We start from the raw sequence: 17,233 nt of genomic DNA, 5'->3' as shown, positions 1-17,233 counted from the left end.
CGGCACCGGGGCAACAACAGGGCCCCAATTTGACAGTCGACCCGTGAACCGACAACTATAAAAACCAACAGGAGCTAAATATGTCCGATCAAACAGGCTTTGTTGCCGCCGAGCATTCGCTCAGCGCCGCAACTGAAAAAACAGGCTTCAAACGCATACTCGGCCTTGGATCCCTGCTCGCCGTGGCGGTGGGCCTCGTGGTTTCCCAGGGCGTGATGGTGCTAATGCTGCAAGGCGCGGGCATTGCGGGCCTGGGCTTCATCATTCCCCTGGCGCTGGGCTATATACTGGCGCTGACCTACGTCTATTCCTTCTCCGAGCTTTCGCTGATGATTCCCCGGGCCGGCAGCCTCAGTAGCTATACCGAGGTGGCGATCGGCCAGTTCCCCGCCATCCTGGCGGTGTTCTCGGGCTACGTGGTGGTGGCCATGTTTGCGCTGTCCGCCGAGCTGCTGCTGGTGGATTTCATTCTGGAAAAGATCTATCCCGGCGTCTTTCCACCGATGAGCGTGGGCTTTGGGCTGCTGGCCATCTTCACGGTGCTGAACCTGATGGGCATTGACCTCTTTGCCAAACTGCAGTCTGTGCTCGCCTTCGTGATGGTGCTGGTGCTGTTGATGCTGGGCCTGAGCGCCGTATTCGGCATCGCCACTCCCCATACCGACGGTATCAGCCTGACCGCCGACTGGAACCCCATGGGCGCCGGCGTTATCACCCTGGTGGCCCTGGCGATCTGGGGCTACGTGGGCGCCGAGTTCGTCTGCCCGCTGGTAGAGGAGTCGAAAAATCCCGGGCGCGACATTCCCCGCTCGATGCTGCTGGGCGTAACCATTATTTTCGTGACCATCAGCATCTATTGCCTGGGAGCGCTGTTCTACATTCCCGCCGATGAGCTGGCCGCGTCGCCGCTGCCCCATTACGACTACGCCAAGGCGGTGTTCGGCGATGTCGGCCTGACCTTCCTGGCCATTGCCGCCGTAACCGCCACCTGCAGCACCCTGAACACCTCGCTGGCGGCCATTCCCCGCATGCTCTTTGGCATGGCCCAGAATGGCCAGGCGTTTCCGCAGCTGAAAAAACTCACACCGGGCACAAACACCCCCTGGGTTGCGGTCCTCTTCGTGGCCGCCGTCACCGGGCTACCCATGATCATCATGGGCGACAATCCCGATGCCATCGGCCTGCTGCTGATCTCCGCCGCCATCGCCTGGCTGCTGGCCTACATCATTACCCACGTCAACGTGATTGCCCTGCGTCGCCGCTATCCGGACCTGGAGCGCCCCTACAAAACGCCCTTCTACCCGCTGCCCCAGATCGTCGGTATCGGCGGCATGGTCTACGCCATCTATTACGCCTCGCCGGCGCCGGAGCTCAGCGGCCAGATATTCGGTGCTGCGGGCATGGTGCTGGGACTGGTATCGGTAATAGCCGTGGTCTGGATCAAGCTGGTAATGAAGAAACCCCTGTTCAAGCCCGAACCAATCGAGAAGGCGCTCAAGGCCGAGTAACCCGGTCAGCCCGCCCTATCGGCCGTCCTCCAAGCCGCCGCCCACACTGGGCCGCGGCTTTTTTCGTATAGGCGCTGCGCGCACACAACCGGTATGCCCCGGTCGACAATGGAAAGGATTTACAAATACAGACTAACGAAAAAACATATTTTACCAATACTAAGGATCCCTTTAATCTGGACAGGTATCTCAGCAGCAAGAATTAGAACCAGGAGCGATGTTGAAAATGTCCGAACAACAGAAGATCGACATGCAAACCGTGTGGCAACAGGATAAAGACCACTACATTCACCCATGGACCGATTTTTCCACGTTCAAGGAAACGGGATCCATGGTCCTGGCGGACAGTGACAATGTGCATGTCAAGGATGGCGACGGCCGTGAATACCTGGATGGCATCGGCGGCCTCTGGTGCGTCAACATCGGTTATGCCCGCGAAGAAATGGCCGAAGCCATTGCGGACCAGATCCGCCAGATTCCCTACTACTCCAGCTTTGGCCACCACACCACCGTGCCCGCAGCGAAGCTGGCCGCAAAACTGGCAGAACTGGCCCCCGGCAACCTGAACCATGTGTTCTACGGCTGCGGCGGCTCCGTTGCCAATGACACCGCCGTGCGCATCATTCACTTCTACTTCAACCAGCTGGGTCAGAAGACCAAGAAGAAGATCATCTCGCGCATCGATGGATATCACGGCAGCACCTACATGGCGATGTCCATCACCGGGGTGAAGTTCGACCATATCGGTTTCGATATCGATGAGCAGCTGGTGCACCACATTTCCTGCCCCAACCCGTACCGCCGCCCTGAAGGCCAGAGCCTGGAAGATTTCTGTGACGAGAAGGTACAGGAGCTGGAAGACAAGATTCTCGAGCTGGGTGCCGACAACGTCGCCGCCTTCTTCGCCGAGCCCATCATGGGGGCCGGCGGCGTTATCGTACAGCCCGATGGCTACCACAAGAAAATCCTCGCGGTATGCCGCAAGTACGGCGTGCTCTATGTATCCGACGAAGTTGTAACCGCCTTTGGCCGCCTGGGGCACATGTTCGCCTCCGAAGATGAGTTCGGCATCGTGCCGGACATCATCACCTGCGCCAAGGGCCTGACATCGGGCTACCTGCCCCTGGGTGCGACCATCCTGTCGTCGGACATTTACGACGTCATCAGCAAGCCCCAGGCCGACGGTGCCATTTTCACCCACGGTTACACCTACTCGGGCCATCCGGTAAGCTGTGCGGCCGGCGTAAAGAATATCGAAATCATGGAGCGTGAAAACCTCTGCGGCCATGTGCAGGAAATGGGCGCCTATTTTGAGCAGCAACTTAAAACGCTGAGCGATCTGCAGATCGTCGGTGATGTACGCGGGCGCAAGTTCATGATGTGCATCGAGAACGTGGCGAACAAGGACACCAAGGAACTGATCAGCCCCGAGGCCAAGGTCGGCAACCGTATCGCCGATCACTGCCAGGCCCGCGGCCTGATCGTGCGTCCGCTGGCCCACATGAACGTGCTGTCACCGCCGCTGACACTGACCCGCGAGCATGTCGACTTCATGGTCGCCACCCTGCGGGAAAGCATCGAAGTGACCACCGCCGAGCTCAAGGCCGAGGGCTACCTCTAAGTTCCAGCCCTTGATACCAGCAACAAAAAAGCCCGGGCAACCTTAAGCGCCCGGGCGTTGCTGGCAACCACCCTGTTTCACATCCCTGCATCACCCTGCCGTTACAGGCAACGCAGCCCCGGCGACATCGCCGCACTGTTTCGCAGCGCTTCAGTCAATTGAGGAACAAAACGAAGTACTTTACGAAAGTATCCCGCATTTCACATGCCAGAAACTGATGACTGCATCGGCAAACTAACCCGTTCGCACGGCCATCCTTGCGCAATCCACAGTGATCCATCAAGCTGCAGTGGTTTGGCCTGCGCTCTATGCGGTTGCATGGCAGTGCCAATTCTTCATCAGGATGATTCAAATGCCGCGGGCACAGGGAGTAAAGCATGGAAATAGGCAATTCTTTGGCGACACTTGCCAACAAAATCAAGCAGCTGGGCAGCATGATCGAAACAGAGGAGGCAACCAAAAACGCCTTTGTGATGCCCTTTCTGAATAACGTACTTGGCTATGACGTATTTGACCCTTCCGAAGTGATACCGGAGTTCACTGCGGATACCGGTACCAAGAAGGGAGAAAAAGTAGACTATGCGCTTTTGAAAGATGGAGTCATCCAGATCCTGATCGAGTGCAAAAAGTACAACGAACCTCTTTCACTCAAACATGCATCTCAGCTATACCGCTACTTCTCCGTCACCAATGCCAGAATCGCAGTACTCACTAACGGCGTCGTCTACCAGTTCTTTACGGATCTAGAAGCACCAAACAAGATGGACGAAAAACCATTTCTTGAACTTGATTTGTCCAATATTGATGAGCATGTCATTCCCGAAGTTGCAAAACTCACCAAGGCAGACTTCGATGTGGACTCGGTGATCAATGCGGCCGGAGAACTCAAGTATTTATATCAAATAAAGAAGGTTATCGGCCAACAAATCGCAGCACCCGACGACGACTTTGTACGTTTCTTTGCTTCCAGAGTTTACGACGGAGTTATCACTCAAAAAGTTCGGGAACAGTTTTCAGAACTGACGGTTAAGGCGCTCAGGCAGTTCTTAAATGACAAAATAAACGACCGTCTGAAAACGGCTCTAGCCAGCGGCTCGGACACTCCCCAGGTACGGGACTCACACGCACAAGAGCCGCGTGATGCAGACATTGAGGCTGCTGAGGACAACAAGGTTGTTACGACTGTTGAAGAGCTGGAGGGCTACCACATTATACGAGCGATACTGCGAGAAGTGATTGAAGTCGAACGCATAGTCCCCCGAGACACCCAAAGCTACTTCGGAGTGCTGCTCGACGACAATAACCGTAAACCCCTGTGCAGACTTCACTTCAATAGAACACAGAAATATCTGGGGCTCTTTGATGAAGATAAAAAAGAGACTCGGCACCCGATCGAGCGCCTTGATGATATCTTTAAGTTCGCTGCAGACTTGAAAAACACGGTGGCTTTGTACGACTAAACCATGTGCCCGTAAAACGATCCCCCTCGCTAAAAGCGACTATAAGTGAGGGGGTAAACGACTAGTATCTAGTCTTCCGCCGTCAATTCTGGCTGTTTGAACAGCCGCAGGGTATCGCGCATCAGATCCGCCATCTTGCGGTCGGTGCCCGCCAGGCCACGGGCCCAGTACCAGAGGCATTCCAGCGCTTCGCACAGCCAGCGGGCCCGCATCAGACCGTCCGCCAGCTGTGTTGCATCGATAGTCGCAAACGCCGGCAGCGCAGCGATATCCTCCGCCTTCATGCCGCAGCGCTGTATCAGGGCGGCGGCATCGAACCAGGCACAGCCAAGGGCCGCATATTCCCAGTCCACCACCACCAGCGTGTCTTCGTTCAGGCACAGATTGCCGGGGTGCAGATCATGATGCGTCAGTACCCGCGGTATTTCGGGCAGCAATGCCAGTTCCCGTGCTGCGCGGACCACCAGCTGCTGCAGGGCGCGTTCCATCGGCAGGCCGACAAGCTGAGCGCCGTAGCCTGCGAGCAGAGCGTCGTAATCCATTGCCATGCTCTTTTCCTGGCCCTCTACGTCCAATTCAAGCGCCTGCCAGGCGGCCACGGCATCACGCAGTTGAGCGCGCTGCGCTCTGGTCAATTCACTTACAGGGCTCTCGCCATGCCAGCGGGTCAGCAGCCAGCCATGATCATCTGCTGCACTGGGCTGCACGGCGCAGTGCAGCACCCAGGGTGCCCAGGGTTGCCCCTGCAGCTGTGCCAGCACATCGGCTTCGCGTCTGCGATCAACGCCCGGCACCTGCTCGGGCGCCGCATTCACCCGCAGCACCAGCGAGTCGGCGACCGAACTATAGAGTCGGTTGCTGCTGCCACCGGCCATGGGCTGCCACTGTGGCGATACCGAGGCCAGCTCAGGGTGCTGTTGCATATATAGGTGAATCGCAGACTGAACGGCGGACTGTACGGCGGAAAAGGGCGCTGCTTGCATGACTGAAACTACCGGCTGCGTTAGAATCCGGGCCCATTACAGACCCACGGTCGGCGCAGTGTACCTGCCACGATGCCCGACGTCTGCCACCGGCATTGAAGGATCAGCATGAAAACACTTATCGGCCTGTGCTCAGCACTGGCGCTCGGAATCAGTCAGGTCAGCCAGGCTGCGGATCTGCGCGTCTATACCTATGACTCCTTCGTCTCCGAATGGGGCCCGGGCCCGCAGCTGGAGCAGGCCTTTGAAGCACACTGCGGCTGTGATCTGGAGTACCTGGCGGTGGAAGATGGCGTCAGCATCCTCAATCGGCTGCGTGTCGAAGGAAAAAACAACAAGGCCGATGTCATTCTGGGTATTGATGATGGCTTGAGTGTCGACACCCGCGCCACCGGCCTTATTGAGCCCCACGGCCTCGAGATTGGCCCGCTGCGCCAGGAGCTGGCCTGGCAGGACGACAGCTTCGTGCCCTTTGATTTTGGCTACTTTGCCTTTATCTATGACAGCAGCAAGATCAGCCAGCCAGTAACCTCCCTGCGGGCGCTGATCGACTCCGATGCCAGCGTGATCTACCAGGACCCGCGCACCAGCACCCCGGGCCAGGGCCTGATGATGTGGGTCAAATCGGTCTACGGCGATGAGGCACCTGAAGCCTGGCAGCAGTTATCCAGCCATACAGTCACTGTGACCAAAGGCTGGTGGGAAGCCTATAGCCTGTTTCTGACAGGCGATGCCGACTATGTACTCAGTTACAACACCTCGCCGGCCTACCATGTGGTGGCTGAAAACAAGACGCAGTACCGCGCAGCCCCGTTCAGCGAAGGCCACGTGGCACAGATTGAGCTTGCTGCCATCACTAGCACCAGCCAGAACAAAGACCTGGGACGCGAGTTTCTGCAGTTTCTAGTATCGCCCCAAGCCCAGACCATTATCCCCGTGACCAACTGGATGCTACCGGTGATAGACGACGTTGAACTGCCACCGGTATTCGGCGAGCTGATCAGCCCCCAGCGCATTGGTTTTAGCGCCGACGAAGCCGGTGCCTCGCGCCAGCAATGGCTGCGTGAGTGGCGTAGCAGCGCCGCACAGTAGCCGCCGCTATGCGTGTTGCCGGTCTGCTGGCCCTGGGATTCAGCCTGACTTTCACCGTACTGGCGTTCTATGGCCTGATCGGATTTGACGGCTCTGGGACTAAGAGCGGTCTGGATACCCGCCTGCTGTCAGACGGCTATTTTCACAGCGTCGTCTGGTTTTCCATCAAACAGGCGGCCCTGAGCGCTCTGCTGGCGCTCATTCTCGCCTGGCCCGTGGCACGGGCGCTCTATTACAGCCCAGGGCTCTGGTTGCGCCGGAGCTTTCTGAGCCTGTGTGTGCTCAGCTTCGTGATGCCGACACTTATCCTGATTACCGGGCTGGTCGCGCTGCTCGGCCGCCAGGGTCTGATAAGCCCCTGGCTTGGGCCCGACTGGAACCTCTATGGTCTGCCCGGCATCCTGATCGCCCATGTTTATCTGAACCTGCCCTTTGCCATACGAGTACAGCTCTTGCAGCTGCAGCATATTCCCGACAGCAGCTGGAAGCTGGCAGCACAACTCAAGCTTGGAACCTGGCAACGCCTGCGTCTGATCGAATGGCCGGCCCTGCGCGCCGGCATGCTGCAGCTGTTCGGCTTTGTGTTCGTACTCTGCTTTAACAGCTTTGCCGTAGTATTGGCACTCGGTGGCGGCCCCCGTGCCACCACCCTGGAAGTGGCGATCTATCAGTCCCTCAAGTACGACTTCAATATCCCCGAAGCCCTGACACTGGCCTGGACGCAACTGCTTATTGCCGGCAGTCTTTTCCTGTTACTGAACCGCCTCGGTAGCAGCCAGTGGCTGGGCGTTGACAGTACCCGGCAGCACTGGACACCCAAACCCGGTGCTGCCATGCAGCGCCTGCATCGGCTTGTATACGCGACTGCCGCACTGGCGCTGCTGTTGCCGCTGCTGGCCCTGGTGCCAGGCTTACTGCAGGTGGATCTGGCACGCTTTGACTGGCTTGCCATAGCCAGGCCCGCTCTCACGACCCTGCTCATCGCAGCGATTGCCGGCAGTGGCGCCCTGTTGCTGGCCTACGCCACACTGTTACCCTCGCGTTTTGCCCGCACTGAAGGCCGCAGCACGCTGGCGCTACTGTACGACTGGCTCAGTACCCACGCCCTGGTGGCACCGGCCATGGTGGTGTCGGTCGGGCTCTACATTCTGCTGCTGCCACGCATTGACCTGGATCACTGGGGCATGCTGTTTGTGGTATTGCTCAATATGGTGTTGATCGTGCCCTACGCCGTACAGCAACTGCGCCCCCGGCTGCTGCAGTTCGACCATCAATATGAACGTCTGGTGCGCTCGCTGAAATTGGGATTCCGGCAGCGCCTGTGCATTGAGTGGCCCTATATGCGCCGCGCCTGCATCACCAGTTTTGCGCTGATGCTGCTGCTTGCCATGGGGGATGTAGCCATCTTTTCGATCTTCGGCACCAGCGACTGGACCACCCTGCCCTGGCTGATTTATGGCTACGCCGGCACCTACCGCATGGGCGAGGCTTCGGTCGCCTCCCTTCTGTTGCTGCTGATCTGTGCACTGGTGGTCTGGCTGTTTCAGCACTTCGAGAAAGGACAACAGGATGCTTGATATAGAGGATCTGCAGGTTCTGCGTGATCAGCAGCCGCTGCGTTATTCACTGCAGGTTCAACGCGGCGAGATACTGGCGATCCAGGGGCGCAGTGGTGTCGGCAAAACCACCCTGCTGGACTGCATCGCAGGCTTTGCATCGGCCCGTTGCGGCCGGCTCGACTGGCAGGGCCAATCACTGCTGGGGCTGGGTGCTGCACAGCGACCGGTCAGCATGCTGTTTCAGGATCACAATCTGTTCGAGCACCTGAGTGTTGCCGACAATCTGCGCCTGGGCCTCAGCCCTGCACTGGCCCAACAGGCACTACAGGACGCCCTCGATACGCTGGAGGTCGCCGGCCTGCTGGGGCGCCGCCCCACCGAGCTGTCCGGCGGCCAGCGCCAGCGCATTGCGCTGGTACGCACCCTGCTGCGACCCGAACCCATAGTGCTGCTGGATGAACCCTTCGCCGAGCTCGACCCCCACAGTCGTCAGCGCGCCACCGACTGGACAAGACGCACCGCCAAAGCGGCACAGAAGACGGTCTTGATGGTCACGCACCAGCAAGAGGATGTGCAGCAGCTGGCCGACCGGGCCATCCTGCTACAGGGCACAGGGTCAATTCACCGCTAATGATCGACCTTTCCGCGCAGCGACTTGGTCTTGCCCTGGCGGGTTTTGCTGTCGAGCCTGCGCACCTTGGAGCCCTTGGTTGGCTTGGTGGGGCGGCGGCTTTTCTGGACCACCATGGCGCCGAGAATCAGATCCCGCAGGCGGTTGAGCGCATCCTCGCGGTTACGCTCCTGGGTACGGTGCTGCTGGGCCTTGAGCACCACCACACCCTCCTTGGTGATACGTGAATCTTTCAGTTCCAGCAGCCTTTCCTTGTAGCCTTCCGGCAATGATGACGCCCGTATATCAAAGCGCAGATGCACCGCGCTGGAGACCTTGTTGACGTTCTGCCCACCGGCCCCCTGAGCCCGTATGGCATTCAGCTCGATTTCGTCGTCGGGTATGGACACATGGTTGGTGAGTTTCAGCATGGAGAGGGCTTAATTCCGGCGTTGACGATAATGCTGACACCATACCGATTGACCGCCGTACTGTCAGCCTCGGCAGCGCTCTGGCGCCTGTGCAAAAATTAAATTGCACTTTATTCACGCTTTTTCGCATTTTGATACATCCAAAACCGGCACAGCGGCGTAATGCTAGTCAGGGAGGCCAACGATGGACGACAGCCACCCGGTCATTTTCAGGATCTATAAGGAACTCAGCATGAAACTGCAAAATAATTACATCGCCGCCGGTATTCGCACCAGCCTGTTCGGCCTGCTGATCGCCAGCGCCCCCCTGGCCTTCGCCGGTCACACCAACACCCTGCTGACCGCGACCCTCTCGGGGGACCAGGAAATTGGCGCCATGGGTGCAAGTGATGGCAAGGGACACGCCATGGTGTTTGGCGTTGATGGCGACGAAATGACCCTGTGTTATGCACTCCAGGTTTCGGGCATTGAATTGGTTCCAGTGGGTTCCGGCATGGCGGCCCATATCCATCATGGCAAGAAAGGCAGCAACGGCCCCGTGGTCGCAGCCTTGGCAGGACCGGAAGACGGTGATGCCGCCGACTGCGTCAGCGAGTACGAGAAAGGCAAGTTCCCGACCCACGAAGCCGGCATGGTCAAGCGCATCCTGGCCAACCCCGGCGATTTCTACATTAATGTGCATAACCCGTCCCACCCGGGCGGAGCCATTCGCGGCCAGCTGCAACACGCCGGCATGTAACCGGCGGCGTGGGCAGCACCCAATTGGGGACGCCTTACACCTCCCTGGCAGGCTGTTGACAGACAGTTTGCCTCGCTATTAACCTGGCGATGAAACAGCTCGCCAGTCGGATTTGCGCCAACGCCGCCAACAGTATGCCCACCCGCAGGTCCGATAATGGCAAAGGCCGGGTGCGAAAGATGTCATTGCAGACTACAGGTAAATAACCAGCAACTGCGGCCCAAAGGTCAGCACCACCGCTACCCGCATCGGCAGGTTACTCAACAAGCCAATTTTCCACAGTGACGCCTTTTCGCTGCGTACCGCCAGCGCATTGAGCAGCTGTGCCAGGGTCAGGGGTATCGGCAGTCCCAAAAAGGGTGCCAGAAACAGGGTCAGAACTTCGCCGGCATTGGAGGTCATGCTGTACTGGATAAGCTTGCGGATATTGTCAAAGATTCTGCGGCCCTCGCGCACCGCACTGACAATGGTGGCGAAGTTATCATCCAGCAGCACCCTATCCGCGGCCTCAGGCGTCACATCGGTGCCTGTAAGGCCCATGGCAATCCCAGCCCGTTTAAGCGCTGGCGCATCATTGATGCAATCACCGGTCATGGCCACAAACTCGCCCAGGGCCTGCAGCGCCTTGACCATGCGTATCTTCTGCGCAGGGGCTCACCCGTGCATAGACCCGCAACCCGGCGACCTGCCCGGCCAGCACCTCGTCGGACAGCTCGGCCAGCATGGCACCGGTCATTCGAGCACTATTGCCTGCGGGAGTTGCCGGCCCTCACCGGATCCTCGGTCACCCTGACCCCTGTGACTCCCGCGGTCAATGTAAAACGCATCGCCTCTTCCATGCTCATGTCGAGCGGACGAACCGCGGTGCGCGGCATCAGCACCGCATAGCCGCCGATCATGTAACTCAGCGGCAGGTAGACGAGGATATTGTCATCTTCGCGAAACCCCGGCGGTAACCGCTCGGGCCGCGCCTGGGTGACAAAGCCGATCACCCGCATGCCGGTTTCACCGATGGAAACCGAGACCACCTGTTCGAATTCCCTGTGATCGTCCGGAGAAAAGTAATTGAAAAAATCGCGGATAGCCCGGTAAATCGACTTGACCAGAGGCATATGGAACAGCAGATCTTCCGCCATTGAAAACAGGCGTTGTACCAGATAGGCGTGCATGAGTAACCCGATGACAAACATCAGCAGCAACCCGACCAGCAGCCCCATGCCTGGTACATAAAGGCTGGACGGAATCACCAGACGAATCAGGCTACCCAGGGCAACTTCGACCGACACCACCAGCCAATACACCAGATAAAGCGTGAGGGCGATGGGCAATATCGTCACCAGACCCGTGAGCACGTTTCTGCTGATAAACTTCAACATCCTTTTATCCCTCTTGTCAGGCCCGGCGGGAACGGAGAACACCCCGTTTAAAATGCCTCCTAAGCATAGTCGGTCAGATTTTTACCAGCAGCGCCACTCCCTGGCGGTATCCCAGGCCGCCGTTTCCGTGCACCAGGCCAATATGTTCATCCCCCTGCTGCAGGCGATGATGCATGCTGATAAGGCCGTTCAGTGCAGGGTTATTCCAGGCGCCGCGCGCCAGATTCATGCCACCGGTAATAGTTACACTGTGGCGGGCAAGGAAGTCCGGCATCTCATCCAGCACATCAATCAGGCCACTGACCTGCAAAAACGCCATGGGCACCACGGGAAAGCAGGTATAGGTTTCCAGCAGTGCATCCCCTGCGCGAAAGCGCTGAGCGAAGTTGATGTCGGCCATGGTGCAGCACTCGACGTAGGCGCTGCGCAGATGATTGTAACCGGCAATCTCGTCGATATGATCACGGCCATCCCCCGCCAGACGGCGCAGCCCCACACCCCTGATTTCGATACGCTCGCTCTGCGGTACCTTCAGCGCGTTCACCAGCGCCTCGCTGCAGATCAGCAGACGGCCGCTGAAGTCCACCATAGGGTTGGCACAATCCACGCCGCGAAACAGCGCGGTGACCGGTTCAAACCAGGCAGCCCCCGGCAACTCTGGCGTGTTGCCATCACCACCATGCCGGTCCAGATAGGTCGTGCTGTAGTTCTCGAACAGGCACTGGGCGAGCTCGCGAAAGCGTTCGGCATCCAGATTCTGGCGCGCCAGATAGTTCTCGGCCAGATCCGTGTAGGCCTGGGTCAACGGATAATCAGTACCATAGACGGCCATCAGCCGGTGCCGTTCCTCGCGGCTGTAGCCACTCTTGATCAGGTCTTCGCCGCGGATAAGCACCGCCTGCACACCCTCGCCGATCAATGCATGGGCGCGGGCCAGGGCTTCGATGGGCGCACAACCGCTGCGAAAATGATCCTCGGGTTCCGGGCTGTGCCAGTCGGTACTCAGGGGCTCAATCACCAGTTCATGGATATCCAGGCCCTGGGCGCGAATGCGGGCTTCCAGATCCAGACAATGCTGTTGCGACCCCAGCGAATCCAGGGTGCGTACGGCGGCGATAATCAGGGCTCGGGTCATGCGGTTCTCCCCTTGAAAACGAGCACCGAGCATAACACCCATTACGCTTACGTCAACTTCATACTAAAAGCCCCTGCCACCCTGGCTAACAGGCTGTTAAGCCTTGACTTGATGGCGACCCAGGTGGAAAGTCCTCGCAGCCTACATCAGTCAGGGAGTACTAATCAGTGATTCGATTCGGAATTATGGGCAGTGCCAAGATCGCCCGTACCCAGATAGCACCGGCCATTCTGGAAGCCGGCTATCCCATTCAGGCGGTGGCATCACGTTCGCTGAACCAGGCCCAGGCCTTCGCCCAGAGCGTCGGTGCGCCCAGCAGCTACGACAGCTACGAGGCACTGCTGGCCGATAATCAGGTGGATGCGGTCTATATTCCACTCCCCAATCACCTGCATGTGCCCTGGGCCATCAAGGCCATGGCCGCAGGCAAGCATGTCCTGTGTGAAAAGCCCATTGCGCTGAATAGCGCCGACCTGCAGCCGCTACTCGACGCTGCGGCCAACTTCGACGGTACCCTGATGGAAGCCTTTATGGTGTGCCATCACGCTCAGTGGAGCGCCATCCACCAGCGCATTCTGCCCGCCATCGGCGACCTGCGGGCGCTGCATGCCGTATTCAGCTATGGCCTGAGCGACGAAACCAATGTACGCAACGTGCCCGAATGGGGCGGCGGCGGGCTGCTGGATATCGGCTGCTATGCGGTTCTGGCCGGGCGCTGGTGCTTCGGTGCCGAGCCTGTGGGCGTACAGAGCAGCATCGATCTTGATCCGCAGTTTGGTATTGATCGTCAGACCAGTGCTCTGCTGGACTATGGCCAGGGCCGTACCCTGAGCCTGACCGTCTGCACCCAGGGCGCGCGCTATCAGCGCCTGCTGATGCTGGGTAGCAAGGGCTGGGCAGAACTGGAGATTCCCTTCAATGCACCCAACGAAGGCGTGCGCATTCGCCTGGCGCCTGAAGGCGGGATCGGAGCTGGCGAGGTGATCGAGATTGCACCGCAGAACCAGTACGCCAGCATGGTCAGCGCCTTTGCCCAGCAGATCGAATCCGGCAAGGCCTGGAACAATCTGGAGCAATCTGCGGCAGTCATAGCGGTGCTGGATCAGATTCGCGCCAACGCCCGCAAGGGTTAACTCAAAGAGTGTTTGCCGGGGCGCATAGCCCCGGCATTCCCAGTATCCTCGCGATTCCCGCCGCTCAGACGCCAGCCGTCACTTGGTACAGTTCCAGCGGCAGCGCATCCGGATCACTGAAGAAGGTGAAGCGCTGGCCGCTGTATTCATCCACCCGGATGGGTTCCACCGCCACCTGGTGAGACTCAAGGTAGGCCACCGCAGCTTCGATATCCGCCACGGCAAAGGCCAGATGACGCAGGCCCTGGGCTTCGGGGTAACTGGGCCTTGGTGGCGCATCCGTGAAGGAAAACAACTCGATGCGTGCGCCGCAGGGCAATCGCAAATCCAGCTTGTAGGAGTCCCGCGCGGCTCGGTAGTTTTCATCGATGACCTCAAGCCCCAGCAGATCAACATAGAAGCGGCGTGAGCGGGCATAATCCTGGCTGATGATCGCCACATGGTGAATACCCATCAGGCCAATAGACGCCTGGTCTGTTTTCTTATTGAGGCCTGCCACCCGAGTCTCTGTCATGCATCTATCCTGTTTTTTGAAATTCCGACAACAACCAGGGCATCAGGCCGCGCGCAGTCCCTGCCACCCTCGACGCAGCCAGGCCATCAACTCCTGCAAGCTCTGCACATCCATCGCCGGCACCGCCAGGCCCGGCAACGCAAGATCCAGTCCCTGCAGCCAGGTGCTGGCCCCAGGACTCAACCAGAAACCGCCCAGGCTGCACAGCAGCATCAGCAGCGACAGGCCGGGTTGTTGCCAGTCGGTGAGTTTCAGTGCCGTGCCAAAAGAGCGCTTAATGCGCATACCGGATAAATCCACGCTGTAGATTTCATCCAGCAACAGATGCACAGTGGCGCCCATGACCACAAAACCGCCGATGCCCCAGGCCAGTCGTACGTCCAGCGCAAACAGATGGTACGACAGCAAGACGGCGATAACGCCAAACAGCAGATTGGCCAGCAGGCTGTGCAGCAGGCCACGGTGAACGGTAATGCGGGCAAACATCCATAACAGCACAAAACGCACCAGCAAATAGCTAACAGCGGACAACAGCACAACCTGCCAGACCGGCAGCGTCGTCATCCAGTAAAACGCCAGCAAAGCCGCCACCAGGGCACCGAAGAGCCGAAAGACGATGCGCAGCGCCAGGGATTCATCGGAATCAATATCCGGCAGCAAGCCCCCCAGGGTACCCGCCAACCAATAGCAAAATGCCTCTGAAGGCGTCGCCATGCCGCTAGCCAGCGCCGCGATACCCAGCCCGCCGCTGATGACGGTGGCCACGAGTGTATGGGTTTTAAAGTCAGCCATGATGTCCTGTATGAATACTTTGAGTCAGGCAAAGTGTGTTACAGGAATCATTTTTTATCAATCAGTTAAGTGCGCTACAAGATGTATCGCTTCACTAAAATCCCGGGCCCCTAGCTTGCCGGCACAGCAATTGTTCTGCAGCGCCGCATGGCCGCGCACCAGCGCCAGCACCTGGGGCAGCGACAACAGCTCATCGCTGCGCTCTACCTTTACCACAGCGCCTGCGCAGCACAGCCAGTAGACGCGTCCCTGGCTGTCGATCAGCCGATCACCGGGTTGAACGCCGCGGTAAAAATGAGCTTCCAGCGCACATCTGGCCCAATCCTCCGGGCTTGCGATAAAGCTCAACTCAGCATCGTCCTGATGCTGCACCAGCGCGGGAAAAAGAATGTTATCTGTTGTCATGGCGTGCCTCCCTGAATGCCAGAGCGCTCATAGTAGCAGGCCGGCTGAAATCTGCCTGCTGCTGACGCGGCTATCGTGCCCTGATGACACAGCAGCCAGATTACAAAAATTACAAAGTAGCCCCGTGCCGTTCATTTCAGGTTGATCTTGCCGTGGCCCAATGTCGGCTGAAACCCAACTGCCGTCCTGCGGACGCTTTAGTGACAAGGCGCTTATGAACAAGAAAACACCGCTGGTCTTTCGGGACATGATTCTGCCCTTTATTCTGCTCACCACCTGCTTCGCCGCCTGGGGCGTGGCCGCCAACATGACGGATCCGCTGGTCAAGGTGTTCAGCAAGATCTTCACCATGAGCTCGCTTCAATCCGCCCTGGTGCAATTCGCCTACTACGGTGCCTACTTCTGCCTGGCACTGCCAGCGGCCTTTATCAACCGGCGCTTTTCCTACAAGACAGGGGTTCTGACCGGGCTGGGGTTCGCAGCACTCGGCGCCTTCATGTTCTACCCCGCCAGCCAGTCGATGGCCTATGGCTATTTTCTTGCTGCCCTTTTTATCCTGGCAGCAGGGCTGTCGATACTCGAAACCTCCGCCAACCCCTTTGTCATTGCCATGGGGCCGGTCGAGAATGCGACCCGGCGGCTGAACCTTGCCCAGGCGTTTAACCCTGTGGGTTGCAACATAGGAGTCTTTCTGGGGGCTGCGCTGATCCTGACCCAGCTCAATCCGGCCACAGCGCAGGAACGCGCGCTCATGTCAGCCGCAGAGCTTCAGGCCGTTCAGACAACGGAACTCAACGCCGTCATGCTGCCCTATGTCGGCATGGCCTGCGTACTGGTACTGATCTGGATAGCCGTGGCCATGCTGCGTATTCGCCCGGCCCGTGAAAAGGTGGTCGCCCATAGCCGTGAGGTGCATTTTCGCGCGACCCTGGGACGCCTGCTGGCTAACCGTCATTACCGTTTCGGCGTGATTGCACAGTTTTTCAATGTCGGCGCCCAGACCTGCGTCTGGACCTTTACCATCCAGTACGTCATGGATGCACTGTCGGTGGATGAAGTACGCGGCGGCGATTTCCTGCAATACAGCCTGATTCTGTTTCTGCTCGCCCGCTTTGCCATGACCTGGCTGATGGGCTATGTCCGCGCCAGCGCCCTGCTCGCAGGCCTGTCGGTACTGGCCGCTGCACTCTGTCTGTTTATGATCATGAGCCCTAATATTTACGGCGTTTGGGCGCTGGTAGCCATTTCCGGCTGCCTGTCACTGATGTTCCCCACCATTTACGGCGTCGCCCTTGAAGGCCTGGGCGAGGACACCAAGTTTGGTGCCGCAGGCTTGGTGATGGCCATTCTTGGCGGTGCCATTCTGCCACTGGCCCAGGGCGCTATTATCGATAGCTACGGCAGCGCGCTGTCTTTTATCGTACCGGCGCTGTGCTTCCTGGTGGTTGGCCGCTACGGCCTGTTCGATATCAAAAATGCCGAGCGCAGCATCGGTCTGCTGGCCCCCGCAACGCGCTAAGTTGCACTATTGCGAAAGCTCTCACCCATGACAACACCCGGCCTAAACGGTCGGGTTTTTTGTATCCAGCCGTGGATCCATGCCCGCCATTGCGTATCGATCAACCTCAGTCTCTGTAAAAAACGTCGCCGATGAGAGCCAATAAACCTTCTGTATTGCCCAAACGACTGAAAAATAACGCTTTTCGAGTGTCGCGATCTGACTACAAAGCTGAGGCCGCAGCACAATAACTAGGGCGGCAAACTAAGCAGCCCTTAAACACCTTTAAAATTAATAACTTGCATAATTTCACAACCTATTCCCGTCAATAGGCAGGGTCCTGCCTAAGCCAAACACCCGGACGATAATCAACATGG

General features: G+C 58.4%; 17 protein-coding genes. 9 read left to right on the top strand and 8 right to left on the bottom strand.

The features are described 5' to 3' along the window. Positions 1 to 80 precede the first annotated feature (80 nt). From A8C75_RS11240 to A8C75_RS11230, 3 genes are all read left to right on the top strand, one after another. Positions 81 to 1,508, top strand: coding sequence for an APC family permease (locus tag A8C75_RS11240; protein WP_084783996.1), 1,428 nt, complete (start codon positions 81 to 83; stop codon positions 1,506 to 1,508). Positions 1,509 to 1,734: 226 nt separating this feature from the next. After that, positions 1,735 to 3,129, top strand: a complete 1,395-nt coding sequence (locus A8C75_RS11235; RefSeq protein ID WP_067382112.1) for an aminotransferase — start codon at positions 1,735 to 1,737, stop codon at positions 3,127 to 3,129. A 377-nt stretch (positions 3,130 to 3,506) separates the two neighbouring features. Continuing rightward, the gene (locus tag A8C75_RS11230; RefSeq protein WP_067382109.1) at positions 3,507 to 4,589 is read left to right on the top strand and encodes a type I restriction endonuclease; all 1,083 of its coding nucleotides are present in this window, start codon (positions 3,507 to 3,509) and stop codon (positions 4,587 to 4,589) included. 68 nt (positions 4,590 to 4,657) lie between these two features. Here the strand turns inward: A8C75_RS11230 and A8C75_RS11225 are convergent, their stop codons facing one another. Then, positions 4,658 to 5,512, bottom strand: coding sequence for a phosphotransferase family protein (locus A8C75_RS11225; protein WP_157890265.1), 855 nt, complete (start codon positions 5,510 to 5,512; stop codon positions 4,658 to 4,660). Positions 5,513 to 5,680: 168 nt separating this feature from the next. On the opposite strand from A8C75_RS11225, the gene thiB reads away from it, so the two are divergent. The 3 genes from thiB to A8C75_RS11210 are packed head-to-tail and all read left to right on the top strand — an operon-like array spanning position 5,681 to position 8,854. Next, a complete protein-coding gene (gene thiB / locus A8C75_RS11220; RefSeq protein WP_067382104.1) occupies positions 5,681 to 6,664 on the top strand; it encodes a thiamine ABC transporter substrate binding subunit in 984 nt (327 codons plus the stop codon). Positions 6,665 to 6,672: 8 nt separating this feature from the next. Next, positions 6,673 to 8,241, top strand: a complete 1,569-nt coding sequence (locus A8C75_RS11215) for an ABC transporter permease subunit (protein WP_067382101.1) — start codon at positions 6,673 to 6,675, stop codon at positions 8,239 to 8,241. After that, the gene (locus A8C75_RS11210; RefSeq protein WP_067382098.1) at positions 8,234 to 8,854 is read left to right on the top strand and encodes an ATP-binding cassette domain-containing protein; all 621 of its coding nucleotides are present in this window, start codon (positions 8,234 to 8,236) and stop codon (positions 8,852 to 8,854) included. Before A8C75_RS11215 ends, A8C75_RS11210 begins: the two co-directional genes overlap by 8 nt. Here the strand turns inward: A8C75_RS11210 and arfB are convergent. Next, positions 8,851 to 9,264 carry an alternative ribosome rescue aminoacyl-tRNA hydrolase ArfB gene (gene arfB, locus A8C75_RS11205; RefSeq protein ID WP_067382095.1) on the bottom strand — a complete coding sequence of 138 codons (414 nt, stop codon included), beginning with the start codon at positions 9,262 to 9,264 and terminating at the stop codon, positions 8,851 to 8,853. The two genes, A8C75_RS11210 and arfB, sit on opposite strands and share 4 nt — an antisense overlap. A 232-nt stretch (positions 9,265 to 9,496) precedes the next feature. Here arfB and A8C75_RS11200 point away from each other — a divergent pair, with 232 nt between their 5' ends. Continuing rightward, on the top strand, positions 9,497 to 10,003 hold the full coding sequence (locus tag A8C75_RS11200) for a CHRD domain-containing protein (protein WP_067387217.1): 507 nt from the start codon (positions 9,497 to 9,499) through the stop codon (positions 10,001 to 10,003). Between the two features lie 192 nt (positions 10,004 to 10,195). On the opposite strand, the gene A8C75_RS23615 is transcribed toward A8C75_RS11200, so the two are convergent. From A8C75_RS23615 to A8C75_RS11185, 3 genes are all read right to left on the bottom strand, one after another. After that, a complete protein-coding gene (locus tag A8C75_RS23615; protein WP_067382091.1) occupies positions 10,196 to 10,636 on the bottom strand; it encodes an HAD-IC family P-type ATPase in 441 nt (146 codons plus the stop codon). Between the two features lie 110 nt (positions 10,637 to 10,746). After that, on the bottom strand, positions 10,747 to 11,379 hold the full coding sequence (locus tag A8C75_RS23340) for a DUF502 domain-containing protein (protein WP_120785186.1): 633 nt from the start codon (positions 11,377 to 11,379) through the stop codon (positions 10,747 to 10,749). 73 nt (positions 11,380 to 11,452) lie between these two features. Beyond that, positions 11,453 to 12,514: a hypothetical protein gene (locus A8C75_RS11185; protein WP_067382088.1), complete on the bottom strand. Its 1,062-nt coding sequence runs from the start codon at positions 12,512 to 12,514 to the stop codon at positions 11,453 to 11,455. A 167-nt stretch (positions 12,515 to 12,681) separates the two neighbouring features. On the opposite strand from A8C75_RS11185, the gene A8C75_RS11180 reads away from it, so the two are divergent. Then, positions 12,682 to 13,647 carry a Gfo/Idh/MocA family protein gene (locus tag A8C75_RS11180; protein ID WP_157890264.1) on the top strand — a complete coding sequence of 322 codons (966 nt, stop codon included), beginning with the start codon at positions 12,682 to 12,684 and terminating at the stop codon, positions 13,645 to 13,647. Positions 13,648 to 13,711: 64 nt separating this feature from the next. On the opposite strand, the gene gloA2 is transcribed toward A8C75_RS11180, so the two are convergent. Genes gloA2 through A8C75_RS11165 form a run of 3 tightly spaced genes read right to left on the bottom strand, consistent with a single transcriptional unit; the run spans position 13,712 to position 15,358 of the window. Continuing rightward, positions 13,712 to 14,161, bottom strand: coding sequence for an SMU1112c/YaeR family gloxylase I-like metalloprotein (gloA2, locus tag A8C75_RS11175; RefSeq protein WP_193788195.1), 450 nt, complete (start codon positions 14,159 to 14,161; stop codon positions 13,712 to 13,714). Between the two features lie 42 nt (positions 14,162 to 14,203). After that, a complete protein-coding gene (locus tag A8C75_RS11170) occupies positions 14,204 to 14,953 on the bottom strand; it encodes a metal-dependent hydrolase (RefSeq protein ID WP_084783992.1) in 750 nt (249 codons plus the stop codon). A 57-nt stretch (positions 14,954 to 15,010) separates the two neighbouring features. Further along, on the bottom strand, positions 15,011 to 15,358 hold the full coding sequence (locus A8C75_RS11165) for a DUF4144 family protein (protein WP_067382082.1): 348 nt from the start codon (positions 15,356 to 15,358) through the stop codon (positions 15,011 to 15,013). Positions 15,359 to 15,518: 160 nt separating this feature from the next. On the opposite strand from A8C75_RS11165, the gene fucP reads away from it, so the two are divergent. Next, complete coding sequence (fucP, locus tag A8C75_RS11160; RefSeq protein ID WP_227819891.1) at positions 15,519 to 16,877, top strand: L-fucose:H+ symporter permease; 1,359 nt, start codon at positions 15,519 to 15,521, stop codon at positions 16,875 to 16,877. Positions 16,878 to 17,233: the final 356 nt, after the last annotated feature.

Origin of the sequence: Marinobacterium aestuarii (assembly GCF_001651805.1) — a bacterium.
GTDB classification, from domain to species: domain Bacteria; phylum Pseudomonadota; class Gammaproteobacteria; order Pseudomonadales; family Balneatricaceae; genus Marinobacterium_A; species Marinobacterium_A aestuarii.
The sequence above is the reverse complement of the archived record's forward strand: the minus strand, read 5'-3'. Positions and strand labels throughout refer to the sequence as shown.